Annotated in this window: 18 protein-coding genes; 5 read left to right on the plus strand and 13 right to left on the minus strand. The window is 72.4% G+C overall.

The window, feature by feature from the left end; all coding sequences use genetic code 11:
- Window positions 1-66 precede the first annotated feature (66 nt).
- Window positions 67-1,119, plus strand: a complete 1,053-nt coding sequence (locus tag ACFV9H_RS25490; RefSeq protein WP_385402226.1) for an NlpC/P60 family protein — start codon at window positions 67-69, stop codon at window positions 1,117-1,119.
- Window positions 1,120-1,135: 16 nt separating this feature from the next.
- Here ACFV9H_RS25490 and ACFV9H_RS25495 read toward each other — a convergent pair whose 3' ends face one another.
- The 3 genes from ACFV9H_RS25495 to ACFV9H_RS25505 all read right to left on the minus strand — a co-directional run bounded on the left by ACFV9H_RS25495 (window position 1,136) and on the right by ACFV9H_RS25505 (window position 4,329).
- On the minus strand, window positions 1,136-2,248 hold the full coding sequence (locus ACFV9H_RS25495; RefSeq protein ID WP_385402228.1) for an alpha/beta hydrolase: 1,113 nt from the start codon (window positions 2,246-2,248) through the stop codon (window positions 1,136-1,138).
- A 105-nt stretch (window positions 2,249-2,353) separates the two neighbouring features.
- Window positions 2,354-3,043, minus strand: a complete 690-nt coding sequence (locus tag ACFV9H_RS25500) for a response regulator transcription factor (RefSeq protein WP_365172463.1) — start codon at window positions 3,041-3,043, stop codon at window positions 2,354-2,356.
- Window positions 3,040-4,329, minus strand: a complete 1,290-nt coding sequence (locus ACFV9H_RS25505; protein WP_385402231.1) for a PspC domain-containing protein — start codon at window positions 4,327-4,329, stop codon at window positions 3,040-3,042. Before ACFV9H_RS25505 ends, ACFV9H_RS25500 begins: the two co-directional genes overlap by 4 nt.
- Window positions 4,330-4,460: 131 nt before the next feature.
- Here ACFV9H_RS25505 and ACFV9H_RS25510 point away from each other — a divergent pair, with 131 nt between their 5' ends.
- Together ACFV9H_RS25510 and ACFV9H_RS25515 are read left to right on the plus strand one after the other, a co-directional pair.
- Entirely contained in the window at window positions 4,461-5,762 is a 1,302-nt protein-coding gene (locus ACFV9H_RS25510) for a PspC domain-containing protein (protein WP_385402234.1), read from the plus strand.
- Window positions 5,749-5,973, plus strand: a complete 225-nt coding sequence (locus ACFV9H_RS25515; protein WP_385402237.1) for a hypothetical protein — start codon at window positions 5,749-5,751, stop codon at window positions 5,971-5,973. The genes ACFV9H_RS25510 and ACFV9H_RS25515 overlap by 14 nt, the downstream gene beginning before the upstream one ends.
- Here ACFV9H_RS25515 and ACFV9H_RS25520 read toward each other — a convergent pair.
- The 4 genes from ACFV9H_RS25520 to guaA all read right to left on the minus strand — a co-directional run bounded on the left by ACFV9H_RS25520 (window position 5,919) and on the right by guaA (window position 10,265).
- Window positions 5,919-6,425, minus strand: a complete 507-nt coding sequence (locus ACFV9H_RS25520; protein WP_385402240.1) for a DoxX family protein — start codon at window positions 6,423-6,425, stop codon at window positions 5,919-5,921. The two genes, ACFV9H_RS25515 and ACFV9H_RS25520, sit on opposite strands and share 55 nt — an antisense overlap.
- Window positions 6,426-6,443: 18 nt before the next feature.
- Window positions 6,444-7,700, minus strand: a complete 1,257-nt coding sequence (locus tag ACFV9H_RS25525; RefSeq protein ID WP_385402243.1) for a hypothetical protein — start codon at window positions 7,698-7,700, stop codon at window positions 6,444-6,446.
- Window positions 7,701-7,802: 102 nt separating this feature from the next.
- Window positions 7,803-8,564 (minus strand): class II aldolase/adducin family protein, encoded by a 762-nt coding sequence (locus ACFV9H_RS25530; RefSeq protein ID WP_385402246.1) that lies wholly within the window; start codon window positions 8,562-8,564, stop codon window positions 7,803-7,805.
- Window positions 8,565-8,678: 114 nt separating this feature from the next.
- Window positions 8,679-10,265 (minus strand): glutamine-hydrolyzing GMP synthase, encoded by a 1,587-nt coding sequence (gene guaA, locus ACFV9H_RS25535; RefSeq protein WP_385402248.1) that lies wholly within the window; start codon window positions 10,263-10,265, stop codon window positions 8,679-8,681.
- A gap of 297 nt (window positions 10,266-10,562) precedes the next feature.
- Between guaA and ACFV9H_RS25540 the strand changes: the two genes are divergently transcribed.
- Window positions 10,563-10,826, plus strand: a complete 264-nt coding sequence (locus ACFV9H_RS25540) for a chorismate mutase (RefSeq protein WP_385402251.1) — start codon at window positions 10,563-10,565, stop codon at window positions 10,824-10,826.
- A gap of 290 nt (window positions 10,827-11,116) precedes the next feature.
- On the opposite strand, the gene ACFV9H_RS25545 is transcribed toward ACFV9H_RS25540, so the two are convergent.
- The 6 genes from ACFV9H_RS25545 to ACFV9H_RS25570 all read right to left on the minus strand — a co-directional run bounded on the left by ACFV9H_RS25545 (window position 11,117) and on the right by ACFV9H_RS25570 (window position 23,478).
- Window positions 11,117-12,757: an LPXTG cell wall anchor domain-containing protein gene (locus ACFV9H_RS25545; RefSeq protein WP_385402254.1), complete on the minus strand. Its 1,641-nt coding sequence runs from the start codon at window positions 12,755-12,757 to the stop codon at window positions 11,117-11,119.
- A gap of 198 nt (window positions 12,758-12,955) precedes the next feature.
- Window positions 12,956-14,734 (minus strand): GMC oxidoreductase, encoded by a 1,779-nt coding sequence (locus ACFV9H_RS25550; protein ID WP_385402257.1) that lies wholly within the window; start codon window positions 14,732-14,734, stop codon window positions 12,956-12,958.
- 28 nt (window positions 14,735-14,762) lie between these two features.
- Window positions 14,763-16,394: a succinic semialdehyde dehydrogenase gene (locus ACFV9H_RS25555; protein ID WP_385402260.1), complete on the minus strand. Its 1,632-nt coding sequence runs from the start codon at window positions 16,392-16,394 to the stop codon at window positions 14,763-14,765.
- Between the two features lie 104 nt (window positions 16,395-16,498).
- Window positions 16,499-18,133, minus strand: coding sequence for a serine/threonine-protein kinase (locus ACFV9H_RS25560; protein ID WP_385402262.1), 1,635 nt, complete (start codon window positions 18,131-18,133; stop codon window positions 16,499-16,501).
- A gap of 128 nt (window positions 18,134-18,261) precedes the next feature.
- Entirely contained in the window at window positions 18,262-21,132 is a 2,871-nt protein-coding gene (locus ACFV9H_RS25565; RefSeq protein ID WP_385402264.1) for a serine/threonine protein kinase, read from the minus strand.
- Between the two features lie 78 nt (window positions 21,133-21,210).
- A complete protein-coding gene (locus ACFV9H_RS25570) occupies window positions 21,211-23,478 on the minus strand; it encodes a protein kinase (RefSeq protein WP_385402267.1) in 2,268 nt (755 codons plus the stop codon).
- Window positions 23,479-24,173: 695 nt separating this feature from the next.
- Between ACFV9H_RS25570 and ACFV9H_RS25575 the strand changes: the two genes are divergently transcribed.
- Window positions 24,174-24,917, plus strand: coding sequence for an RNA-guided endonuclease InsQ/TnpB family protein (locus ACFV9H_RS25575; RefSeq protein WP_385402270.1), 744 nt, complete (start codon window positions 24,174-24,176; stop codon window positions 24,915-24,917).
- Window positions 24,918-24,978: the final 61 nt, after the last annotated feature.

Raw genomic sequence — 24,978 nt, forward strand, 5'->3', positions numbered from 1 at the left:
CCGTTACTTTCAGGTTTAGCGTCCTCCCCCAAGACCCAGCCGACAGGGGAAGGACGTGAGGCCCTCGTGGCCAGTCATCGAAAGCCCAGGCAGCGCCCGCTCTCCGGCGGCACGGTACGGACGACCGCCGCCACCCTCGCGCTCGCGGGCGCTGCCACCGCCACCGCCTTCGAAGGCACCTCCCAGGCCGACCCCCAGCCCACGCCCTCCCAGATCAAGTCGGAGGTGGACCGGCTCTACGAGGAGGCCGAGGCGGCGACCGAGCGGTACAACGGGGCGAAGGAGAAGGCCGACGAGGCCGAGCGCGAGCTGACCGTCCTGCGCGAGGAGACCGCTCGCAAGACCGACCAGCTCAACACCGCCCGCAGCGCGCTCGGTTCGCTCGCCGCCGGCCAGTACCGCAGCGGCTCGCTCGGCACCGCCGTACAACTCGCACTGGCGGCCGACCCGCAGGAGTACCTGACCCAGGCCGCCTTCATCACCCGCGCCCAGGACCGCAACGCCGCCGGGATCAACACCGTGCGCCGCCGCCTCGACGAGGTCGGCGAGCTGCGGGAGCAGGCCGCCGGCCGGCTCGCCGACCTCCGCGCCCGGCAGGACGAACTCGCCGAGCACAAGGCGGCGATCGAGGGCAAGCTCGACGCCGCCAAGCGCCTGCTCGCCAGGCTCACCGCCGAGCAGCGTGCCGCGTACGAGGCCCAGTCGGCCGGGAGCTCCCCCGCGAGGCCGCGCTCCACGACCCCGGCGCCGCCCCCGCCGCCGTCCGACGGCTCCCGTGCGGCCCGCGCGGTGGCCTTCGCGCACGGGGCGATCGGGAAGCCGTACGTGTGGGGCGCGACGGGCCCCGGCTCCTTCGACTGCTCGGGCCTGACCCAGGCGGCCTGGCGCTCGGCGGGGGTGTCCCTGCCCCGCACCACCTACACCCAGATCAACGCCGGGCAGCGCGTCTCCCGCGACCAACTTGCCCCCGGTGACCTGGTGTTCTTCTACTCCGGGGTGACCCATGTCGGGCTCTACATCGGCAACGGCCAGATGATCCACGCCCCGCGCCCCGGGTCCACGGTCCGCGTCGCCCCGATCGACTCGATGCCCTGGGCGGGCGCCTCCCGCCCCGCGTAGCCCTCGCGGAAACCGGTCAGGGCGCCTTGACCACGCCGCTCAGCCAGCCGAAGGTCTGCGGCAACTGCTTGGACCAGGCTTCGAGGTTGTGGCCGCCGACCACCTTCTCCGCGTGCACCGTGGTCGGGTCCTTCGCCAGGGCCTTGAGGTCCGTGCCGGACAGGTAGCCGTCGTGTTCGGCGCCCGACATCCACAGGGAGACCGCCGGGGGCGTGGGCGCGGCCTGCAGTACTGCCTTCAGGTTGTGCGTGCGGCGCAGCTCCGGGTCCTGCGCGACCAGCGAGGAGGGCTCCTGGCCGGGGTCGTTGTAGCCGGAGAGGGAGACGGCCGCGGCATAGCGGTCGGGGTGGGCGATCGCCAGCTTCGCGGCGCAGTACGCGCCCGCCGAGTAGCCGGCCACGCCCCAGGTGCGGGAGTCCTCCGAGGCCCGGAAGTTGTCGACGACCATCTTGCGGACGTCGACGCTGAACCAGCTGTCGGCGTTGACCTTGCCGGGGATGTTGGCGCAGCCGGTGTCGCCGTTGCCGAGCAGCATGGCGCGGGGCGAGACGAGGATGAACGGCTTCACCTTGCCGCTCTTCATCAGGGGTTCGAGCACCTCGTGCGCCTTGAGCCCCTGGAACCAGGACTTGCCGGTCCCCGGGATGCCCGGGATCAGCTCGACGACCGGGAACTTCTTGTCCTTGTAGGCCGGGTCGTCGTACTGGGGCGGCAGCCACACCATGACGTCGCCCTTGACCCCGGATATCTTGCCGTCGAGTTCGGTCTTCTTGACCCGCCCGCCGAGGCCGTCGACCGGATGGAACTCCTGGATCACCTTCGGCGCCTTCTCGACCTCGTCGGCCTTCTTCCCGCCGAGCCCGTCCGGGCCGAGGTCGGGGGCGGCGGTGACGTACTTCCCGGTGCCGAAGAGGTCACCCCAGGAGGCGTAGAAGTGCTCGGCCCGGTTGACGGCGACGAACACCACGGCGACGGCGGTGACCTGCGCGAACACCACCATCAGCGCGCGGGTGCCCACCCGTACGGCGGCGGGGCCGCGCACCTTGCTCCACAAGGCCAGCGGCAGGATGACGGCGATCGCGGTGAGCGCGATCGCCGTCACGAAGAAGGGTGTCCCCGTCAGGCTCATCACGCCACCCAAGAGTGCGGCGTGAGGCGAGCCGGTTGCCCGTTCGACCTGCGGTGTGGATCACACCGGGATCACACCGGGAGCACACCAGGAGCACGCCGCGCGTCAGACCAGCCGGCGCGCCGTCGCCCAGCGGGTCAGTTCGTGGCGGTTGGAGAGCTGGAGCTTCCTGAGCACCGCCGAGACGTGCGATTCGACCGTCTTCACCGAGATGAAGAGCTGCTTGGCGATCTCCTTGTACGCGTACCCGCGCGCGATCAGCCGCAGCACCTCGCGTTCGCGCTGCGTGAGGCGGTCCAGGTCCTCGTCGACCGGCGGGGCGTCCGTCGAGGCGAAGGCGTCGAGCACGAAGCCGGCCAGCCGCGGCGAGAACACCGCGTCCCCGTCCTGCACCCGGAAGACCGAGTTCACCAGCTCGGTGCCGGTGATGGTCTTGGTGACGTATCCGCGGGCGCCGCCCCGGATGACCCCGATGACGTCCTCGGCCGCGTCGGACACCGACAGCGCGAGGAATCTGACCGGGTTCTCGGCCGCCGCCATCAGCGGAGCGCAGCGCCGCAGCACCTCCACCCCGCCGCCGCCGGGCAGGTGCACGTCGAGCAGGACCACCTCGGGGCGGGTGGCGGTGATGACGGTGACGGCCTGGTCGACGTCGGCCGCCTCGCCGACGACCTCGACCCCGGTCCGGTCGGTCTCGCCGATCTCGGCCTGTACGCCCGCGCGGAACATCCTGTGGTCGTCGACGAGCACGACCCGGACCCTGCGGGTCTCCTTCTCAGCGCTGTCCTCGGTCATGCCGCTTTCGCCGCCCTCTCCATCTCCAGCTCGACTTCCGTGCCGCCGTCGGGCGCGGACCGCAGTCGTGCGGTCCCGCCGTTGCGCTGCATCCGGCCGAGGATCGATTCTCGTACGCCCATGCGGTCGTCCGGTACCGCGTCGATGTCGAAGCCCGGTCCCCGGTCCCGTACGGACACGAACACCTTCTCTTCCTCCACCTCGGCGTACACCTGTACCGGCCCGCCTTCGCCACCGTACTTGGCGGCGTTGACCATCGCCTCGCGCGCGGCCTGGATCTGTGCCGCCAGCCTCTCGTCGAGGGGGCAGTCGCCGACGACGACGACCTCGATGGGCACCCCGTGGTGGTCCTCGACCTCGGCGGCGGCCTTCTTCACGGCGTCCGCGAGGGTGGCGGGTTCCTCGGCCTCGTCCTTGCCGGTGCCCTCGGGCTTGTACAGCCAGTTCCGCAGCTCCCGCTCCTGCGCCCGCGCGAGGCGGCGTACTTCTCCCACGTCCTCGGCGTTGCGCTGGATCAGGGTGAGGGTGTGCAGGACGGAGTCGTGGACGTGGGCCGCGACCTCGGCGCGCTCCTGGGCGCGGATGCGCATCAGGCGCTCCTCGGAAAGGTCCTGGGTCATCCGGATCAGCCAGGGCCCGGCGAGCAGGGCGACGCCGACGAGGACGGCGAGGGTGGCGGTGAGTACGTTGCCGAGCTGCGCGGCGGAGCCCCGTACGACGATGAAGACGGTCAGGCCCACGCAGACGAGGGCGACCCCGGCGAGCGCCCGGGCGACCTGGAACAGCCGGCCGCGGCGGCCGTCGGCGGCGCCCCAGTGGGCGCGGCGGGCGTTGTCGGCCTGCCGCCATACGAGGACCACGCCCGCGCCGACGAGCAGCGTCGGCCATACGTAGCGGCCGGAGGAGCCGCCTATCTGGAGCTTGGCGATGAAGATCCACACGCCGACGAACAGCGCGATCAGCGCGAGGACCTGCCCCTTGTCGGGTCTGCGCAGGTGGCGGCTGCCGTCGGCGAGGGTCTCGAAGAAGGAGCGGTTCTCGGTGCGGCCGCCGATGCCGAGCGGTACGAAGACCCAGAACGCGCCGTAGAGCAGCACTCCGAGGCCGTCCCCGAACATGAACAGGCCGAGGAAGGCGAGCCGGACCCAGATCACGGGCAGGCCGAGGTGGCCGGCGAGACCACGTGCGACCCCGCCGAGCATCCGGCCGTCCGCGCTGCGGTAGAGCTTGCGCGGCGGCGCCTCGTCGGTGTCGGGCACGTGATGGGGAGCGGCTGCTACGGGCATGTTTCCAAGGGTCACACGCGCGCGGGTGGCCCGACATCAGGGCATCCCCCCATTCCGGCCGGGGGGATATCAGGGTTGCGCCAGGGTTGGGCCGGATGCCCGGGGCCGCCGCGGCCCGTCACCATGGACCCATGACCGAAGTACACGACGCCCCGCCGGTGGACCCAGGAGCCACGCAGCCTCCCGATGCCCGGCCGCCCCTTCGCCGCAGCAAGCGCGACAAGGTCGTGGCGGGCGTGTGCGGGGGCCTCGGCCGGTACTTCGACATCGACCCGGTGGTCTTCCGCATCGTCCTCGGCGTCCTCACCGTCACCGGCGGCGTCGGCCTGATCTTCTACGGCTTCGCGTGGCTGCTGCTCCCGCAGGAGGGCGAGGAGGACAGCGAGGCGAAGCGGCTGCTGACGGGCCGGGTCGAGGGTGCCACGCTGGCGGCGGTGTTCGCGGCCCTGGTGGGCTGCGCGCTGTTCCTGTCGATGCTGGACAACGGCGGGCTGGCGGTCTTCTCGGTGCTGGTCATCCTGGCGCTGGGCGGGGCCTCGCACTGGTCGCGGCGGCGCCGGCAGAGCCAGACCCCCGAGGCCGAGGCTCCCACCGCGCACTCGCCGGCCCCGCCGGAGACGAAGGCGCCGCCCGCCCCCGGCGGCCCGTCCTGGTGGCGGGACCCGCTGGTCAAGGACGGCACGACCGGCCCCGTCGGGTCCACCGGGTACCTGTGGGGGCCCGCGGACACCGAGGACGCGACGCCGCGCACCCCGACTCCGCGGGCGCCCGCGGACCCGGCCCACGCACCGGCCCGCCCGCGCGGCGGGATCGGCGGTCGGGTCTTCCTCCTGGCCGTGCTGGCCGGGATCATCGGGACCGCCGCCGTGTGGGAGGGCAGCACCCTCGGCCACGCCCTGCAGATCGGGCTCGCCGCGGCGCTGGCCGTCTTCGGGTTGGGCCTCGCGGTCAGCTCGGTCAAGGGCCGCACCGGATTCGGCACGATCCTGCTGGCGCTGCTCACCGCGGGGCTGCTGGCGGTGGCCTCGGCGCTGCCGCGCGAGATCGGCACCGACTGGAAGCGGGTCGAGTGGCGGCCGGCCGCGGTGGCCGACGTACGGCCCGTGTACGAGGCGGGCACCGGGCTCGCCACGTTGGACCTGAGCCGGCTGGACGTCCCGAAGGGCGCCACCGTTTCCGTCCGCGCCTCCATCGACGCGGGGCGGCTCAAGGTGATCGTGCCCCGGGAGGTCACGGCGCAGGCCGATGTCTCGGTCAAGCTGGGCGACATCCACATGCCCGGGGAGACCAGCCAGGACGTACGCATCAAGAGCGGCGGCGAAACGCAGGCGGCGACGCTGCCGCCCGCCGCCGGCACCGAGGCCGGCGGGACGATCGAGCTGCACCTGAACGCGGGTGTGGGACAGGTGGAGGTGGCCCGTGCCGCGTCATGAGTTCCAGCCGGGACGGTTCCTCGCGGGGATCGTGCTGCTCACCGCCGGGGTGGTGTACCTGCTCGACGCGGCGGGCGAGGCCGACGTCCCGTGGTTCCTGGTCATCCCCATGGCCCTGGGCGGGCTCTGCCTCGCCGCCCTGGTGGGGATGGTGACCTACGCCGTGCGCAGGGACCGCCGCGACCGGATCACCGAGTCCAGCGACAGATAGGGCGCCCCGGCGAGGATCAGCGGGGTCCAGGCCATCATGTAGATCAGGTCGTTGCCGTAGTAGTACGGGGTCACCGCCCACGAGACGGTGAGCCACAGGCTGAGCGAGATCAGCGCTCCGCCGACGGCCGCGAGCCGCGTCAGCAGGCCGGCCAGCACGCCGAGGCCGACCAGCAGCTCGCCGATGGCGATGGCCACGGCGAAACCGACGGGGGCCTTCAGGGACAGGTCCACCAGGGCCGGGATCGCGGAGGTGTCGCGCACCCCGCTCATGATCTCGCCGATGGAGCCGGAGCCGGTGGCGGACAGGAAGGCCGAGTCGGTCAGCTTGTCCAGCCCCGCGTAGACGAAGGTCACGCCGAGGAAGATCCTCAGGGGCAGCAGGGCGAGGCGGGCGGCCAGGGCGCGCAGCCCTTCCGTCTCGGACGGGACGTCAGTTCGGGTTAGGGTCACGCGTCATGTGTACCCCGATCACTCGGCAACGTCGATGCTGCATCGGTTGGATTCCACCCCGGCGGCCGTGACCACCTGGATCTCGATCCGTCCGGGCTCCACTTCCGCCGGAACCGGCACCGTGAGCACCGCGTCGGAGGGGTTGGTGAACCCGCCCGCCACCGGGACCAGCGGCACGTGCACGTGGACCGTCCCGATCCGCACCACCAGCCGGGCCAGCATCTCCGGCGTCTGCGCCCCGGGCGGTACGAAGCCCACGCCCCGGATCTCGATGTCGTCCCCGGGGCGGACGGCGGCGTCCAGGTCCCCGGGCTCCCGTCTGCGGACCACCGACAGTACGAGCGGGCGGCTGCCCTCCGCGTACTTCGCCGCCAGGTACACCGCGGCCGACAGCGCCACCAGCAGGGCCAGCGCCCACGGCAGCTGCGGGAGCCGCTCGGGGAAACGGGCCAGCGACACCGCCGCGTAGGCCAGCACCACCGTGGAGACCAGCACGTACTGCGCGTCCGGGAAACTGCCGCGCCCCGCGTCGTCCGTCAGCAGGTCCACCCCGCGCGGCCGGTCGGCGGGCAGCTTCTGGAGCCGCTGCCCCATGATCCGTACGGACACCACCCGGCGCACCAGCACCGCCACGCCCGAGGTCAGCGAGACCACGGCCAGCAGCGGCAGCGCCCGGTCCAGCGCGAGACCCGCGTACAGGGCCTGGCGCTCGGGGCCCGGCGAGGAGGCCGCCAGCCGCAGCGCGGGAAGCAGCGTCGCGAAGGCCGTCAGCACGACCCAGGCGCTCGCCGCCGCCTTCGAGGTGGACAGCCGGTTGTCCTCTCCGACCAGCGGTGCCAGCAGCCCGCCGCGCACCGACTGGGCGCGTGCCGCGACCGTGAGCAGCCCGGCCAGCACCAGGGCGGCCAGCAGACCGGCGGTGCGCGCGGTGGACCAGCCGGTGCCGAGTGCGGTGCCGACCTGGACCAGCAGCAGGACCCCGGCGGCGATCCACACGGCGAGGACGGCCCGCCGGGAGAACAGGTACAGCCAGGAGTTCCCGGCCTCCCGGCCCCGGTCGGCGACCGTGCGGGCCGACAGGGTCAGCTCGTCGGAGACCCACTGGCGGGAGGCGCCGAGGGAGTGCGCGACGGCGGCCGGCACCCCCTGCCCGGAGGCGAACTCGTCGCGCTTCTCCAGGAACGCGGCGACCGCGCGCCGGTGCCCCTCCCGGGCGCACTCCTCGCAGCCGCAGGCGGCCGTATGAGTACCCCGGGACATCTCTTGGACAGCCACGTGCGTGCCGCCTCTCTGAACTACGGTGCAATGCCAGCGAATTGTGCACCACTGCGGCAGTGCTCCGGATTGCGCACGATGTCAGAGCAGGTGATTAACCGTTCATGATGTTGACGCCACCTCTTCGCGGAGGGGTTGGTAGCTCACCCACGCGGCCAGATCGGACCCGAACCGCTCCCGCGTGGCGACCGCCGCGCGGTGGTCGACGGCCACCGGTTTCCCGGCCGCGCGGGCGATCAGCTGCACCTGCGCCGCCCGCTCCGCCGCGATGAACCACCAGGCCGCCGCGTCCACCGAGTCCCCGACCGTCAGCAGCCCGCGGTTGCGCAGGACCAGCGCCTTGTACGGGCCCAGCGCGTGCGCGATCCGGCCGGGATCGTCCGCCCCGGTGAACTCGTCCAGCAGCGCGTGGTCCTCGTAGAAGGCACAGGCCTCCTGGGTGATCGGGGCCAGCAGTTCGCCCAGCGCCGCGAGCGCCCTGCCGTACGGGGCCTGCGCGCGCACGACCGCCACCGCGCCGGGGCGCGCCCGGTGGACGGCGGCGTGCACGGCGAAGGCCAGCTCGTTGACCCGGCGCCCGCCCTGGAGGACCCGCCCGTCCCCGTCGACCAGCAGCAGGTCGTCGACGGTGAGGGTGGCGAAGGCCCGCCCGAAGGGGTTCACCCAGTAGCAGTCCTCGAACGCGGGGTCCCGCGCGGTGATCTGCCCGCCCACCCCGTCCTCGTACCCGAGCCGCGCCAGCAGCCGCAGCGCCTCCGCCAGCCGCTGCTTGCGGTGGGCGCGGGCCGACTCGACGGTGTCGTGCACGGGCGGCATCTCGAAGCCGAGCCGCTCCACGGGCACGGGTACGGGCTGATCGGGCATGGCCCCTCCTTCGGTTCGCGGCGCAAGGTACCGGCGCGCCCGCCAAGTGGCCAGAGAAACGGCGAGGCCGCCGCTCCGGAGGGAGCGGCGGCCTCGTACGCGTCCGGGTGGGGACTACTCCCACTCGATGGTGCCCGGGGGCTTGCTCGTGCAGTCGAGGACCACGCGGTTGACCTCCGGCACCTCGTTGGTGATGCGGGTGGAGATCCGGGCGAGCACCTCGTACGGCATGCGCGTCCAGTCCGCGGTCATCGCGTCCTCGGAGGAGACTGGGCGCAGCACGATCGGGTGGCCGTAGGTACGGCCGTCGCCCTGCACGCCGACGCTGCGGACGTCGGCCAGCAGCACGACCGGGCACTGCCAGATCTCGCGGTCGAGACCGGCGGCGGTGAGCTCGTGGCGGGCGATGGCGTCGGCCTCGCGGAGCAGGTCCAGGCGCTCCTTGGTGACCTCGCCGACGATGCGGATGCCGAGGCCGGGGCCCGGGAAGGGCTGGCGCTGGACGATCTCCTCCGGCAGGCCGAGCTCCTGGCCGACCATCCGGACCTCGTCCTTGAACAGCTGGCGCAGCGGCTCGACGAGCTCGAACTCGATGTCGTCGGGGAGGCCGCCCACGTTGTGGTGGGACTTGATGTTCGCGGTGCCGGTGCCACCGCCGGACTCGACGACGTCCGGGTACAGGGTGCCCTGTACGAGGAACGCGACCGCGGGGCCTTCCTCCTGGAGGATCTCCAGCTGGGCCTGCTCGAAGACGCGGATGAACTCGCGGCCGATGATCTTCCGCTTGGTCTCCGGGTCGGAGACGCCGGCGAGCGCGTTCAGGAAGCGTTCCTGCGCGTCGACGACCTTCAGCTGCACGCCGGTGGCGGCGACGAAGTCCTTCTCGACCTGCTCGGTCTCGCCCTTGCGCATCAGGCCGTGGTCGACGTAGACGCAGGTCAGCTGCGAGCCGATGGCCTTCTGCACGAGGGCCGCGGCGACCGCGGAGTCCACGCCGCCGGAGAGGCCGCAGATGGCGCGCTTGTCGCCGACCTGCTCGCGGATGGCCGCGACCTGCTCCTCGACGATGTTGCCGGTGGTCCAGGTGGGCTCCAGGCCGGCGCCGCGGTAGAGGAAGTGCTCCAGGACCTGCTGGCCGTGCGTGGAGTGCATCACCTCGGGGTGGTACTGCACGCCGTACAGCTTCTTCTCGTCGTTCTCGAAGGCCGCGACCGGGACGACGTTCGTCGACGCGGTGACGGTGAAGCCCTCGGGGGCGGCGGAGCAGGCGTCGCCGTGGGACATCCACACCGACTGGTTCTCGGGGGTGCCCTCGAACAGGGTGGAGCCGGCCTTGGAGACGGCCAGCGGGGTGCGGCCGTACTCGCGGGCACCGGTGTTGTCGACCTGCCCGCCGAGGGTGGTCGCCATCAGCTGGAAGCCGTAGCACATGCCGAAGACGGGGACCCCGGCCTCGAACAGCGAGCGGTCGAGCTGCGGGGCACCCTCTTCGTACACGGAGGACGGGCCGCCGGAGAGGATGATCGCCTTGGGGTTCTTGGCCAGCATCTCGTCAACGGGCATCGAGCTCGGCACGATCTCGCTGTAGACCCGTGCCTCGCGGACGCGGCGGGCGATGAGCTGGGCGTACTGGGCGCCGAAGTCGACGACGAGAACCGTGTCCGGGGCGCTGTCGTGGGCGGCGGAGGGTGCTTCTGGCACGGGGCGGCCTTCCGGCGGAAGAGGTGGTTGTTTTGTCGATTCTAACGGGGGACGTGGGTCCCCATTCGTCTCACCATCCGAACCTGCTTGGCCCGGAGCGGGACGGGAGGCAATAATCCCGTTCATGCGCAAGCAGCTGAGCTTCCTCTTTACCTATGGCACCGGCCGGTCCGGTCGCCATGGGTCATCGTGATGCTCGCTTGAGCCGCTGACTTCCCAGAGCGCCCCGGTCCGACAGGACCGGGGCGCTCTGCGCTTCTCCGGTCCCGAGGGCCCCACCCGACAGGAGAGAAGACCATGACCACGATCACCACCACCCCCGAGCAGCTGATCGCCGACTCCCGTACCCGCATCGACGCCATCGACGACCGGATCATCGGGCTGATCCAGGAGCGGATGGCGGTCTCGACGGTGATCCAGGAGGCCCGGATCACCTCCGGCGGGCGGCGGGTGCACCTGTCGCGCGAGATGGAGGTGCTGTCGCATTGGAGCGATGCCCTCGGAAAGCCCGGCACGGCCCTGGCCATGACCCTGCTGGAACTGTGCCGGGGCCGCGTGTGACGCCTGACGCCAGACGCCTGACGCCTGTTCGTCACTCGTCCGGACCGTGACGGCCGCCGGGGCACTTCGTTGGTGAGGTTGTCCGTGCCAGCCAGGTGCGGGACCGCAACACCACGCGTGGCTCCGCTGGAGCGATGAGACGGGTGCTCGGTGGAGCGCGCGTCGTGGGACCTCGCTCCTTCGCGTGACCGGACGGCAGGGGACAGCAGCCCGGTCACCCCAGAAAAGACGGCCGGCCCGGGGGACGCCCCGGACCGGCCGTTCTTGTGTCTGCCTACGACGTCACGTCGTCACGCGCGCCCGGCGGGCCGGCGGCGGAACGTCAGGAACAGCACGCCACCGGACAGCACGAGCACCGCGCCGCCGATCAGGAGCGGGCCGGCGTTGCTGCCGGTGTCGGCGAGGCCGCCGTTCGGCCGAGCGCCCGTGGTCGTGCTCGGCGTGGCCGTCGTGGTCGCGGGGGCCGTCGGCGTCGGGCTGCCGGTGGTGGTCGGGCCCGGGGTCTGCGTGCCGCCGGAGTCCTTGCCGTTGATCACGAAGGCGGCCTTGTTGTTGGCATGGTTCGGGTCGAAGTCCTGCGGCTTGCTGCCCCCGGGAGCCCACTGGCCGACCGAGACGGAGCCGGTGGCGTCGGCCACTACCTTCTCGATCTTCAGCTCGAACGGGTAGGCGAACTTCTGCTTCTCGCCCACGACGTGGGTCGTCGAGCAGAAGTAGCGCGGGGCGCCCAGGGTCTCCTCGCGGTGGCCGCCGTCGGCGTTGACGCCCCGGCACTGCTCCGGAGCCTTCGTGACCTTCGCGCCCTGCGGGATCACGATGTCCGTGAGGGCGACGTCCTCACCCGAGCGCAGGTAGGCGACCCACGCGGGGCCCTTGTTCTCGAAGCCGAAGGAGGTCTTCACCGTCTCGCCCGCCTTGCCCTTGAGGGACACGGCGCCCGCCACGAAGTCGGCGGTGTTCTTCGTCTGGAAGTCGAATTCCTGCTGGTTGTTCCAGGGGTCGATCTCCGCGGACCGCAGCCCGGCGGACTTGGGTGCCCGCTCCGCGACGGCCAGCTTCTTGCCCGTGGCGGGCTTGACCAGCTTCTCCGTGGTCTTCGGCTGGTCGCCGGCCGCGTGGACCGCGTAGGTCATCCCGTCGATGAAGGCGTGCGGGGCCGCCTTGAGGGTCAGCGCCTCGCCCTTCACCTCGTAGACGGTGCCCGGCTCGTACTCGCCTTCGAGGATGCAGACCGCGGTGGACCAGCCCACGTTCCACGGCTGGTCCGTGCTGTCGAGCTCGCTGTACGAGCAGTTGTCGTACCGCTCGACCAGCCCGATGCCGTGGGTGGTCCTGATTTCGAGTGCGACGCCGTTGACGGACTCGGTGCCCTCGTTGCCGAAGACGATCGGCAGCGGCTGGGTCTCGCCCGGGGTCAGCTTCGCCTTGAGGGGGGTCTTCTCCATGACCAGGTCGGGGCCGCCGACCTTGACCTTGGTGGTGGTCGGCTTGAAGGTCGCGCCCTCGGCCGTGCCGGTCATCGTCAGGTCGACGACCTTGCCGACCTCACTGTCCTTGGCGGCGGTGAGGTCCAGGGTGACGACGTTGCTGCCGTGCGTCCAGATCGCCCAGTCCTTGCAGGTCACCGCCGCGGCGACGATCTTGCAGTCGTTGGCCTGGTCCGGGGCGATCACGGCGTCGGCGACGCCCTTGAGCGTGCTCAGGTCGATCGTGAAGGTGCTCGGCCGGTCGAAGACCTTCCCGGTGTTGTTCTCGACGCGGAACTCGACGGTGGTCTTCTGCGGCTTGCCGCTCTGCCCGGGGTGTGGGCGCAGGCCGATCTCCGCCGGGCTGGTGAGCCTGAAGACGGGATCCGCGGCGTTCGCGGGGGTGGCGGCCAGACCCACGGCCACCAGACCGCACGCCGCCAGCAGGGAGATGCGCTTTCTCATGCCCCACTTGACTGCCGGACCGGGCCCGCAGTTGCGCGCTTCGCCACGTGACGGACGCCACAGCCCGGCATGACGGATTCCGGTACAACCATCCGCGCTGACCACCTGTCACTCATGTACCGCGGTCGGTACCGCGCTCGGAGGGGGAGCGCGGTACCGACCCGGCCATTCTCGGACGGCCCGTCCCGGAGGTCCGTCTCAGTTGTCCCGCTTCGGCGGCACTTCCGGGATCGCGAGGAACGGCAGCCGCAACGCCCCGAAGGCCTCCTTCGGGACCGCCGGGCGGACCGGTTCCACCGCGGCGAGGCGTACGTAGGCCGCGCCCTGTTCGGGGCGCGGGTCCCGCTCGCCGTTGTTCGGCCAGTACGACATCGCCCGCTCCGCCTGCGCCGTGATCGTCAGCGACGGGTTGACCCCGAGGTTCGCGGAGACGGCCGCGCCGTCCACCACGGAGATGCCCGGGTGCCCGTAGAGCCGGTGGTACGGGTCCACCACGCCCTCCTCGGGGGAGGCGCCGATCGGGCAGCCGCCGAGGAAGTGCGCGGTCAGCGGGGTCCCCATCAGCTCGCCGATGTTGCTGCCCGGGAAGCCGTTGATCTCCTCGGCGAGCAGGGTCGCGGCCTGCGTGGCCTCCGCTATCTGCACCGGGTTCGGGGCGCCGTGGCCCTGGCGGGCGGTGAGCAGGCCCTTCCCGATGCCGCCGGGCTTGCGGTAGGTCGTCAGGGAGTTGTCCAGCGACTGCATGACCAGGCCGATGATGGTCCGCTCCGACCAGCGCCGGTTGGAGAGGGAGCGCAGCAGCTGCACGGGGTGCTTGGCTGTGCGGGCGAACCAGGCGCGGACCCGGTGCGGGCCGTAGGGGACCTGGAGGACCGTCATGAACCCCATGGCGTTGGAGCCCTTGCCGTAGCGGACGGGCTCGATGTGCGTGTCGGCGTTGGGGTGCACGGAGGAGGTGATCGCCACGCCGCGGGTGAAGTCGGCCCGCCCCTCTTTGCCGTGGCGCCTGCGGTAGCGGCGGTCGTCGGTCTGCGCGCCGACCAGGCCCTCGGAGTTGGTCCGGGTCAGGTCGCCGAGCCGCTCCGAGAGGCGCGGCAGCTCCCCGCGGTCCTTCATCGTGTGCAGCAGGGTCTGCGTGCCGTAGGTGCCCGCCGCGACGACGACGTAGCGGGCGCGCAGGACCTTCGGCTTGCCCTTGCGCCGCCCGTCGGTGGGGACGGTGCGGACGCGGTAGCCGCCGTCGGGGTGGTCGGAGAGCGCGGTGACCGTCGTCATGGGGTGGATGACGGCGCCGGCGCGTTCGGCGAGGTGCAGGTAGTTCTCGTTCAGGGTGTTCTTCGCGCCGTGCCGGCAGCCGGTCATGCACTCGCCGCATTCGGTGCAGGCCTTGCGGGCGGGGCCGACGCCGCCGAAGTACGGGTCGGCGACCTCGTCCCCGGGGCGGACCTTCGGCTGTCCTTCGGCGTCGTCTCCGTCTCCGAAGAAGACGCCGACCGGCGCCATGTGGAAGGAGTCCCCGACGCCCATCTTCTCGGCGGCCGCCTTGAGGTGGACGTCGGAGGGGGTCATCGTCGGGTTCAGGCGCACGCCCAGCATCCGCTTGGCCTGGTCGTAGTACGGGGCGAGTTCGTCGCGCCAGTCCGTGATGGACGACCACTGCCGGTCCTCGAAGAAGGGCGTGGGCGGCACGTAGAGGGTGTTGGCGTAGTTGAGCGAGCCGCCGCCCACGCCGGCGCCCGCGAGCACCATCACGTTGCCGAGCAGGTGGATGCGCTGGATCCCGTACAGCCCGAGGGCCGGGGCCCACAGGTAGTTGCGCAGGTCCCAGCTGTTCTTGGGCAGGCTCTCGCGGGTGAAGCGGCGCCCTGCCTCCAGGACGCCGACGCGGTAGCCCTTCTCGGTGAGGCGCAGTGCCGAGACCGACCCCCCGAAGCCCGATCCGATGACGATGACGTCGTAGTCGTACGACTCAGACACGGTGCTGCCCCTTAGCGGAGTCGGAGGATCAACGGAGTCGCAGCGCCTTCATGACCTTGAGGCTGCGGGTCATGAACGCCGCGTACTTCTCGTCGTCCATGCCCAGCGAGGGCGCCATGGGGAGCAGTCGCTGGTGGGCGACGGTCTGGGCCTCGGTGTACTTGAGGATGCCCTCGGAGCCGTGGCGGCGGCCGAGGCCGGAGTCCTTCATGCCGCCCATGGGCGCCTGGGCGCTGCCGTAGGCGGGGGCGTAGCCCTCGTTGATGTTGACGGTGCCGGTGCGCAGGCGGGCGGCGACGGCGTGGCCGCGGCGGGAGTCCTTGGTCCAGACGCTGGAGTTGAGGCCGTAGGCGGTGGAGTTGGCCTCCGCGATGGCGGCGTCCTCGTCGGTGAAGCGGTAGATGGAGACGACCGGGCCGAAGGTCTCCTCGCCGCAGACCGCCATCGGTGCCTCGACTCCGTCGAGGATGGTCGGCTCGTAGAAGAGGGGGCCGATGTCGGGGCGGGCGGTGCCGCCGGCGACGAGGGTGGCGCCCTTGGCTACGGCCTCGTCCACGTGCCGCGTCACGGTTTCCAGCTGGCGCTCGCCGACCAGGGAGCCCATGTCGGCGCCGTAGGCGAGGGAGCTGCCCAGCCGCATGGCCTTGGTGCGGGCGGCGAACCGCTCGACGAAGGCGTCGGCGATCGAGGCGTGGACGTAGAGCCGCTCGATGGAGATGCACAGCTGGCCGGCGGAGGAGAAGCAGGCGCGGACGGCGCCCGCGGCGGCCTTCTCGATGTCGGCGTCGTGCAGGACGAGCATGGCGTTCTTGCCGCCGAGTTCGAGGGAGACCCCGACGAGGCGGTCGGCCGCGCCCCGGGCGACCTCGCGGCCGGTACGCGTGGAGCCGGTGAAGGAGACGTAGTCCGCGTGCCGGACCACCTCGGGGCCGACGACGGGGCCCTCGCCGAGGACTATCTGGAAGACCTCGGCGGGCAGCCCGGCCTCGATCAGCAGGTCGCGGGCCCACAGGGCGGTCAGCGCGGTCTCGGTGTCGGGCTTCATGACCAGCGCGTTGCCGGCCACGAAGGCGGGCAGGGCGTCGCCGACCGACAGTTCCAGGGGGTAGTTCCAGGGGGCGATCTGGCCGACGACCCCGCGCGGCTGGCGCAGCTCGGTGACCTTGGTGAGGGTGGGCATGGCGCCCGTGTGGCCCTTGGGCCGCAGGTACGAGGGGGCCTTGCGGCCGTAGTGGCGGGCGGCGACGGCGACCGCCTGGACCTCCTCGTGGGCGTGCAGGCGGGCCTTGCCGGTTTCCAGCTGGATCAGGTCGAGCACCTCGGCCTGCCGGGCAAGCACCAGGTCGTGGAAGCGCAGCAGCACCGCGGCCCGCTTGCGCACGGGGACGGCGGCCCAGGCGGGCTGGGCGGCGCGGGCCCGTTCGAAGGCCGTCGCCACGTCCTCGGGGGTGGCCTCGGGGAGCTCCGCCAACCGGTCCCCGGTGAAGGGGGTGTGGTTGGCGGTGCGGCCGGAGCCGATCACTCCGCGGGTCAGCCGGGCGACGAGGTCGGGGGTGACCACGTCGGCGGCGGTCCGCGCGCCGGCCGGAGCCGGGGCTACCGGATTGGTGGGCTGCGGTGCGGTCCGGAGGGGGGCGGCGGGGGCCTGCGAGTCCGTCATGGCGGTGAGCGTATTGCGCCAGCGAGCCTTTGGGTACCCGTGGGTAACCGGATTTTGTCATTTCCGCCAGTGATTGCTGGCGGATTCCCTGCGGGATGGCGGAATCAGGGCTTCCCGGCGGGCGCCTCCCAGCCGCTGAGGACCGTGTCGAACTGCTGCCGGGTCGTGTTCCAGTCGACGACCGGGCTCGACATGTACACCGCGTACTCGGCGCCGTTCGGGGCGATGTACATCTGCTCGATGGCCCGGCGCGGCCCGGGGTTGTTCTGCTTCTCGGTCCACGTGAAGTCCCAGATCGCGGCCTGGGTGGTCTCCCGGAAGGTGTTCGGCTTCAGGATCTGCCGCTTGTAGTCCGTCCGTCTCTGCACCTGCCTCTCCAGGTCGATCACGTGCATGTACGGGTTCTCGTAGTCCGGACTCGGGTCGACCGCGATCCGCAGCAGGTGCTTGCCGTTGTCGGGGGTGTAGTCGATCTGGTTGCCGTCCATCTGGCGGTGCCAGCCCTCCGGCACGAACAGGGTGAAGCCCGCCGGGTCGGTGACCTCGGTCCACCCGGCCGGTACGACATCGGCCTCGACCCCTGTGGCGGCATCGCCGTTCCGCCCGTCCGGGGCGCTCGCGTTCTTGTCCGCGCCGCCGCCCTTCCCGGAGTCACCGGTGTACTTCAGCAGCCCGAACACACCACCGCCGCCGAGCAGCGCCGCCACCAGGGCGATCGCCGCGGCCCGCTTGATCCAACCGTTCGCCGACCCGCCGGGCGACGAGGACGCCTGCTCCGGCTGTTCCGGCAGCGCGGCCGTCTGCGCGACGCCGGCGGGCGCGACCGGATCCTCGGTCCGCTCCCGGGCCGTCGCGAGCTCCTCCGAGGTCACCGCGCGCGTGGGCACGAACGCCTGCGCCGCCTTCGGCTCCCGGCCCTCCATCGCCTCCAGCAGCATCCGTTCGGCCTCTTCGACCGAGGGCCGGTCCGCCGGATCCTTCCGCAGCAGGGCCGTGATGACCGACCCCAGGGCCCCGGCCTGGCGCAGCGCGGGCGGCTCGTCGTTCACCACGGCCTGGAGGCTGGAGATGGGTGACGTACGGCGGAACGGCGAACGGGCCTCGACCGCCGTGTAGAGGGTGGCGCCCAGCGACCACAGGTCGGAGGCCGTGCCGGGGGTCCCGCCGGTGACCCGCTCGGGGGCCAGGTAGTCGATGGAGCCGACGATCTCACCGGTGCGCGTGATGGAGGAGTCGCCCTCGATCGCGGCGATGCCGAAGTCCGTGAGCAGCACCCGGCCGTCCTTGGCCAGCAGCACGTTGCCCGGCTTCACGTCCCGGTGCAGTACGCCGACCGCGTGCGCGGCGCGCAGCGCGCCCAGCACGTGCAGGCCGATCCGGGCCGCCTCGCGGGGCTCGATCCGCCCGGCCTCCTTGGCCGCGTCCGCGAGGGAGGGGCCGTCGATGTACTCCATGACGATCCACGGCCGGTCGTCGTGCTCCAGCACGTCGTGGACGGTGACGACCGACGGATGCTGGATCCGGGCCGCGGCCCGGGCCTCCTTCTGCGTACGGGCGTGCATGACGTCCCGGTCGGCCTGGGAGACGTACAGACCCGCCGTCAGTTCCTTGACGGCGACGGTCCGGTGCAGCAGCTCGTCCTGCGCGCGCCACACCTTGCCCATGCCGCCCCGGCCGATGGGCACCACGAGCCGGTACCGGCCCGCGAGCACGGCGCCCCCACCTGTCTGCTGTTCCACGAAACCCCGCCGCTCTCCACGCTTCAGGCCGCCAGATTACGGAGCCCACGGGTACCGCCGGAACCGCGCGGGCCCCGAATGGCAGCACTGTGACGCAATCGCCGTACTGATCCGTCGTCAGTACGGTCTCACCCACCGGACTTGTAACTCGCCGTGGCCTTCTCGAAGACCTCGGTGACCTTGCCCTGTTCGTCCTCCGGTCCCGTGACCATGACGACGTGGTAGCTGCCGGCGAGTGCCACGACGAAATTGCGGGCGAAGACGTTCCGGCCCGTGCCGTCGATCCACGTGTAGCGGCCGGTGGCGCGGAGCTGCTGGCCGACCTTGGTCGTCTTCACGTCGCCGACCGAGGACCAGGTGGAGGTGCGGTACGGGGTCAGCTCCTGCTCCTTGTCCTTCTGGTACGCCGCGGGGTCGGGATTGCCCTCGACCTTGTCCCGGCCGGGGACGACGGTCAGCACGAACTGCCCGCTGACGTAACGCACCTGGCCGGCCTCGTTCACGCTCCGGCGCTCCCAACCGTCGGGGACGGCGATCTCGAAGTGCTCGGGGTCCTGCTGCGTGGTGTAGCCGGGCGGGGCCGTCGCCTGCGGGGCGGCGGGCGCGGTCGTCTGGGGCGCGGGCTTGGACTCGGGGGTCCCGCTGGGCACCTGGGAGGGACCCTGGCCCTGGTTCTGGCTCTGCTTCGGGGGGGTTGACGCGGTGTCGGGCTGCCCCGGGGTGCCGGGTTCACCCGCCCGGGGCATGAACAGCATCGCGTACGCCACGGCCCCGGCGAGCAGCACGAGGATGCCGACGAGCAGCGTCCGGCCGAGGGAACGGGGCGTGCGGGACTTGCGGGCGGCGGTGGGGTTGCGGTGCCGGCCGTGCAGTTCGCCGCGGCGGCGTACGACGGGCAGGCGCGCGGGATCCGGCTCCGCCATCGGGAGCATGGCGAACCCGGCCTCCGGCTCGGGAGCCGACCGTACGAGCGAGCGCAGCCAGCCGCGCAGCTCCTCGAAGTCGGGGCGCTCGGTGGGGTCCTGGCGCAGCAACGACTCCACGATCGGGCGCAGCGCACCGCACTCCTCCGCGAAGGCGGGCGGCTCGGCGCAGACCAGCTCGACGAGCTCGGCCACACTGTCCTCGGGGTACGGGGCGTGCCCCTGCACCGCGCGGAACAGCAGCGCGCCGAGCGCCCAGAGGTCCGTGGCGGGGCCGATGGGAGCGGCCAGCTGCCACGGCCCGGACACGCTCCGGGCCTGCTCGGGAGCCCACCGCTCGGTAACCGCCCCGACGACGGCCATCCGCGTCTGCCGCGCCCGCTCGGCGTCCAACCCGCTCCGAGGCCCACCCCAACCAGCCGCGCCGCGCGCCTGCGGCTGCGGCCCGCCGTCCCCGGCACCGCCCGGACCGGCCTGCGGCACGCGTGCGCCGTTGCCACCCCCGGGCTGCGCCCCGCCGTACCCGGCACCGCCGGGACCGGGCGCCTGCGCCGACGCGGACTGCGACGGGCCGGCCTCCCCCGGCCCGTAGCCCTGCCGGCCGACACCGCCGTACCCGGGGCCGGGCCCCTGCGGCACGGTGGCGCCCCCAGGCCGCAGCTGCGCCGGGCCGGGCGCATCGGCCTGGCGGTACCCCTGCGGCAGAGCAAGCTGCGCGGGCAACCCGGCCCGCGCCGGGTCGGCCTGCGGCCAACTGGACTGCTGCGACTGCGGCTGCGGTTCGGCCTGCGGCCCCTGCCCAGACCCCGCCCGCGCCCCGCCGGGCTGCCCGGGCAACCCCGGCCGCGCCGGCTCGGCCTGCGGCGTTCTGGCCGGGGGGAGGGCCTGGCGGCGGGGGGTGGCGCCGTGCCAGGGGGCGGTGGAGCCGGCCTCGGGGCCGCCGTACGGGTACGAGTACCCCTGCGGGAGGTTCGACCCCTCGGGCCTCGGCTCAGGCTCCGGCGCGGGGCCACCCGCGGCCTCCGCCCTGCTCTGCTCTGCGACCCTGGCGGCGGCCGCCCGCGATCCGGCCCGGTACGCGGCGATGGCCCCGGCCCGAGCCGCGGCCTGGAGGTCGGGCCGGTCCTCCGAACGCCCCGGGGCGATGTGATCGGTGTGCCGCGGCCCGGTGTCGTACCCGGGAGCCACCAACGGCGCGTACCGCGCCTGCGCGGACTCCGTACCCGCGTCCGGTCCGGCCTCCTCGGCCTCCGTCCGGTACCCGTACCCCGAGCCATCTCCGAAGGCAGCGGCCGCGCTCCACGGCTCCACCCCGGAGGCGACGGGCCCCTGACCCACCGCACCACCGCCGGAGGCGACAGGCCCGGGTCCCGGACCCACCGCACCACCGCCGGGGGCACCGGCAGGGCCACCGCCCCACGCCTCGCCTCCGAAGCCCCCGGTCCCCGGACGCAAGCCCGCCACACCGCCACCGCCACCGGCATCCGCATCACCGCCGGAGGCCACGGCCGGGACGGGGTCGTACCCGCACAGCGCCTCTTCCGCCGCGCCCGCGGCCAGGCCGGTCAGGACCACCCGGCCGTCGTCGCACACCAGGACCGTCCGGACGGTGATGTTCCGGTGCGTCCACCCGTGCGCGTGCAGCACCCGCAGCGCGGTCAGTACGTCCGACGCCACCTCCGCCGCCCGGTAGGGGCTCAGCGGTTCATCGGCGATCAGCGCGGCCAGCGGCCTCGCCGGGACGAGTTCGCTCACTATCCACAGCGACCCGCCCTCCGCGAACACGTCGAAGACCTGGTCCAGCCGGGGGTGGTCCGGAATCGCGGCGGCCGCCTGCGCCGCCTCGATCGCGCGCCGCACCGCCGGCAGATCACCGGCCGGGACGGCCTCCGGCTGCGGCCCGTCCATCAGCTCGGCGTCCACGACCTCCGGCAACGGCACCTGCCGTACGAGGACTTCCTGTCCGCTGCGCGTGTCGAAGGCCCGGGTCTCGATGAGTTCGTACTCGGCGTAGTCCGACGGCGGCAACGGCAGGCGGTACCGGTGGGCCAGGATCCGGCCCGCGTACTCCTCCACATCGCCTCCCCCGAGTGCGCCGGGTCCCCCGTGGCCCCGCTGACACGATACGTCGCCGGGGCCGCCCGCGTCCCGAGGTCAGCCGAGCGGCTGGAAGGTCTCGAACGCCGTCGCACGCATCTGCGCGCACTCCGGGCCGTCCCACTGGTCGGCCGCGCAGCTGATCATGATGGCGTAGCCGTGCGTCGCGTCCATCTTGAAGCCCCGGTTGAGCACGCGGACCTTGATGCCGTTCTGCTCCCGCTCGAACTCCCAGTCCGCGACGGTCGGATAGTTCCGGTAGCTCGTCTGGCTGATCCCGAGCAGGCGGTAGCCCTTGCTGCTGCCCTGCACGGCCGGAGCCAGTTCCATCCAGGCCTTGCGCGCGTCGTCGCCGGGGCTGTTGTTGTAGTCGACCTGGATCCGCGGGAAGCCGCCGTCGCGGCTGTATATGCCGCCCGACTTCTCACCCGCTGTGCCCGTCAGGTGGAAGCCCTGGGGCATGGCCATGGAGAAGTGGAACCCCGGGTCCGTCACCGTGGCGTAGCCCGACGGGAGTCCGCCGCCCCCGCCACCGGGCGAGGCGCCCTGTCCCTGGCTGTTGGTGCCCGGCTCGCCTGCCTTCGGGGAGGAGGACGGCGAGTTCTGGGGCGTGTTCGGCGAGGCGTTCTGCGGGGTGTTCTTCGCGGTCCCGCCCGGGCCCGGGGTCGGGTTGCCGGAGACGGCCGGGGTGGCCTTGCCGCCGTTCTTGCCCTGCTCCTTGCCGCCGTTGTCGTCGCCGCCGACCGCGTAGGCGATCAGCGAACCGACCGCCGCCAGCACCACCAGCACGGCGGCCGCCGCCATCAGCATCGTGCGGCGCGGCAGCACGTCGGTGAGCGGCGCGGCCACGGGCGCGGGCTTGGCGGGGGCCGGTGCTTCGGCCGCCGAGGCGGTCGGCACGGCCGCGGCCGCGGCGGCCGCCGCGGCTTCCTTGCGGGCCGACTTCAGCGCGGCACGGGCGCGTTCGCGCTGCTCGCGCTCCCGCCGCTCGCGCTCCTTCTTCGCCGCCTTCTCGGCCGCCTTCTCCGCCTTCTCGGCGTCCGCCTTGTCCGCGGCCTCCTTGGCGTCGGCCAGCGATATCTGCCGGGTCTCCTCCGCGGTCGGGGCCACGACCGGCGGCGCCACCGGCTCCGGCGCGTTGACGACGGCGGTCAGCATGGCCCGCGCGCGGTCGTCGTCGAGGCGCCGCGCGGGGTCCTTGACCAGCAGGCCGTAGATGACCTCGGCCAACGGACCCGCGTTCTTCGGCGGGTCCACCGGCTCGGTCATCACGGCGGTGAGCGTGGCGAGCGCGGAGCCCTTGTCGTACGGGGGCACGCCCTCGACGGAGGCGTACAGCAGACCGCCGAGCGACCACATGTCGGCGGGCGGACCGGGCTTCTGGCCTCGGGCGCGCTCGGGGGAGATGTAGGAGGGGGCGCCGACGAGCATGCCGGTGGAGGTGACGGAGGGGTCGCCCTCCACCTGCGCGATGCCGAAGTCGGTCAGGACGACACGGCCGTTGGCGGCGATGAGCACGTTGGACGGCTTGACGTCCCGGTGCAGGATGCCCTGCCCGTGGGCGGCGCGGAGTACGTCGAGCACCGCGAGGCCGACCTCGGCGGCGCGGCGGGGTGTCAACGGGCCGTTCTCCCGTACGAACTCGGCGAGCGAGGGCCCCTCGATGAGCTCCATGACGATCCACGGCCGGCCGTCTTCGTCGACGACGTCGTAGACGGTGACGGCGCCGCCGCTCCGGATCCGGGCAATGGCCTTGGCCTCGCGCAGGGTGCGGGTGATGAGGCGGCGCTTCTCGTCCTCGTCGACGCCCGTGCCGAACCGGAGTTCCTTGACGGCGACGGTCCGTCCCAGGGTCTCGTCCTGGGCGCGCCAGACGGTGCCCATCCCGCCCTTGCCGAGCACGGCCCCGAGCCGGTAGCGCCCGGCCAGCAGCCGCCCTTCGTCCTCCCCGGTCCCGGCCGCCTTCGCGGCCGCCGCCTTGACGGCCGCCGCCAGGGCATCGGCCTTCTCGACGACGGGGTTGACCGTTTCCCCGACCTTGCCCTTGCCCAGACTCGGCGCGCCCGCGGGCTTCACCCCGTCAGCAGGCTCCGCCTCGGCCGCCGCCTTGCCCAGACTCGGCGCGGCCGCAGGCTTCACCCCGTCAGCAGGCTTCGCATCCACGACAGGAGCGTCCCCGGCCTTAGCCGCCGGCTTCGCGTCCTCGGGCTCCGCCGCGGGCGCGGCCTTGCTCAGGCTCGGCGCAGCCTTCACGCCGTCACCCGGCTTCGCGTCCTCGGGCTCAGCCCCGGCCACGGCCTTGCTCAGGCTCGGCGCAGCCTTCACGCCGTCAGCCGCCTTCGCGTCCTCGCGTTCCGTCCCACTGGCGGGCGCAGCCGTAGCATCGGCCTTCGCCTCCACCTCAGGCGAGTGCCCACCCTCCGGGCCCGCCGCAGGCGACCCGGCAGGCGACTTGGTGTGCTCCGGCTTCGACATGCGTCCCCTCTGCGTTCCTGCAGCCTGCCCCGACTGCCCCGGCAGCCGCCGGGGTCCGCGGTAACCCGCCCCGGCAGAAACCTCATTCTTCCTCACTCCGCAACGGACGGGCGCCCCGGGTCCGCGGTTCCCCCCTTGACTGGGCAACTCTGTTCTCAGCCCGGGAAGGCGCGCGCCGCAAAGGGCGATGGTCAGGGTGGCCTCCGGCAGATGAAAGGCACTTGAGGCCGATGGACCGCTGCTCAGTGCGGTCATCGGTCACCCGTTCGTGTGGGTTGTCCGGGTTCCGGGAAGAAGCAGGGCCCAGGCGCCTAGGTTGGCGTCATGACGGCAATGGCGGTAGTCGGGGGAGCCGGGCACGCCCGGTACACCTTCCGGCTGCGCGTGTCTTCAGCTGGTTGCTCGGCCTTGTTGTCCGAGTGGGACCGGTGCCGCTGGGTATGGAATCGGTGCGTTGCCGAGTCCAAGGTGGCGTACAAGGCGGGCGAGAAGTGCGGGCCGGCCTTGCTGTGCAGGATGCTGACCGTCTGGCGCGCGGAACATGGGTGGCAGGGCACGGTTGCCGGTGCAGCGGCGCGGAACCCACGCTCAACTACACCCGGCGCGGATTCCGCATCAAGGACGGGCGTCTGCACCTGGCGGGCGGGATCTCGCTGACGGTGGTGTGGTCGCGGCCCGTGCCCGCCGACCCGTCCAGCGTGCGCATCTACCGGGACAGCCTCGGCCACTGGTACGCGTCATTTGTCGTCCAGACAAGCGTACAGCCGCTGCCCGAGACAGGTGCGGTGATCGGTGTCGACTGGGGAGTCAAGGAAACCGCGACCACGACCAGCAACGCACACGACCTCCGTCACCCCGAGTATGGGAAGAGGGCGGCCGAGAAGATCGCTCGTCAGCGCCAGGACACCGCCCGCAAGTGGGCCAAACGGGTGGTGACGGACTTCGACCGGCTCGCCGTGGAGGACTTCCGCCCCAAGTTCCTTGCGAAGTCAACCATGGCCCGCAAGGCCACCGATGCCGCGATCTCCACCGTCAAGCATGAGTTGATCAACATGGCGCGCAAGCACGGCCGCGACCTGCGGCTCGTGCACCCGGCGCACACAACCATGGACTGCGGACAGTGCGGAGCGAGAGCCAAGCACGCACTACCGCTGTCGGAACGTACCTACACGTGCTCCGCGTGCGGAACCGCCTCCCCCAGGGACAAAAACTCCGCACACGTGATGTCCCCCAGCTACCGCTGGGAGGTGCCCCCACGTCCGGGCTGGTCTCACCCCGGCTGCCGCTGATCGTGGAAGACCTGACGGACCGCCGGTCCGCCAGGCAGCGTGAGGTAGGAATCCCCTTCGT

This window comes from Streptomyces sp. NPDC059874 (assembly GCF_042731135.1).
Lineage (GTDB): Bacteria > Actinomycetota > Actinomycetes > Streptomycetales > Streptomycetaceae > Streptomyces.

Excerpts from the sequence above, each read along its gene's own strand:
- ACFV9H_RS25495 (WP_385402228.1), bottom strand. The coding sequence starts at position 2,248 with ATGAGCCTGACGGGGACACCCTTCTTCGTGACGGCGATCGCGCTCACC.
- ACFV9H_RS25500 (WP_365172463.1), bottom strand. The coding sequence starts at position 3,043 with ATGACCGAGGACAGCGCTGAGAAGGAGACCCGCAGGGTCCGGGTCGTG.
- ACFV9H_RS25505 (WP_385402231.1), bottom strand. The coding sequence starts at position 4,329 with ATGCCCGTAGCAGCCGCTCCCCATCACGTGCCCGACACCGACGAGGCG.
- ACFV9H_RS25510 (WP_385402234.1), top strand. The coding sequence starts at position 4,461 with ATGACCGAAGTACACGACGCCCCGCCGGTGGACCCAGGAGCCACGCAG.
- ACFV9H_RS25530 (WP_385402246.1), bottom strand. The coding sequence starts at position 8,564 with ATGCCCGATCAGCCCGTACCCGTGCCCGTGGAGCGGCTCGGCTTCGAG.
- ACFV9H_RS25540 (WP_385402251.1), top strand. The coding sequence starts at position 10,563 with ATGACCACGATCACCACCACCCCCGAGCAGCTGATCGCCGACTCCCGT.
- ACFV9H_RS25545 (WP_385402254.1), bottom strand. The coding sequence starts at position 12,757 with ATGAGAAAGCGCATCTCCCTGCTGGCGGCGTGCGGTCTGGTGGCCGTG.
- ACFV9H_RS25555 (WP_385402260.1), bottom strand. The coding sequence starts at position 16,394 with ATGACGGACTCGCAGGCCCCCGCCGCCCCCCTCCGGACCGCACCGCAG.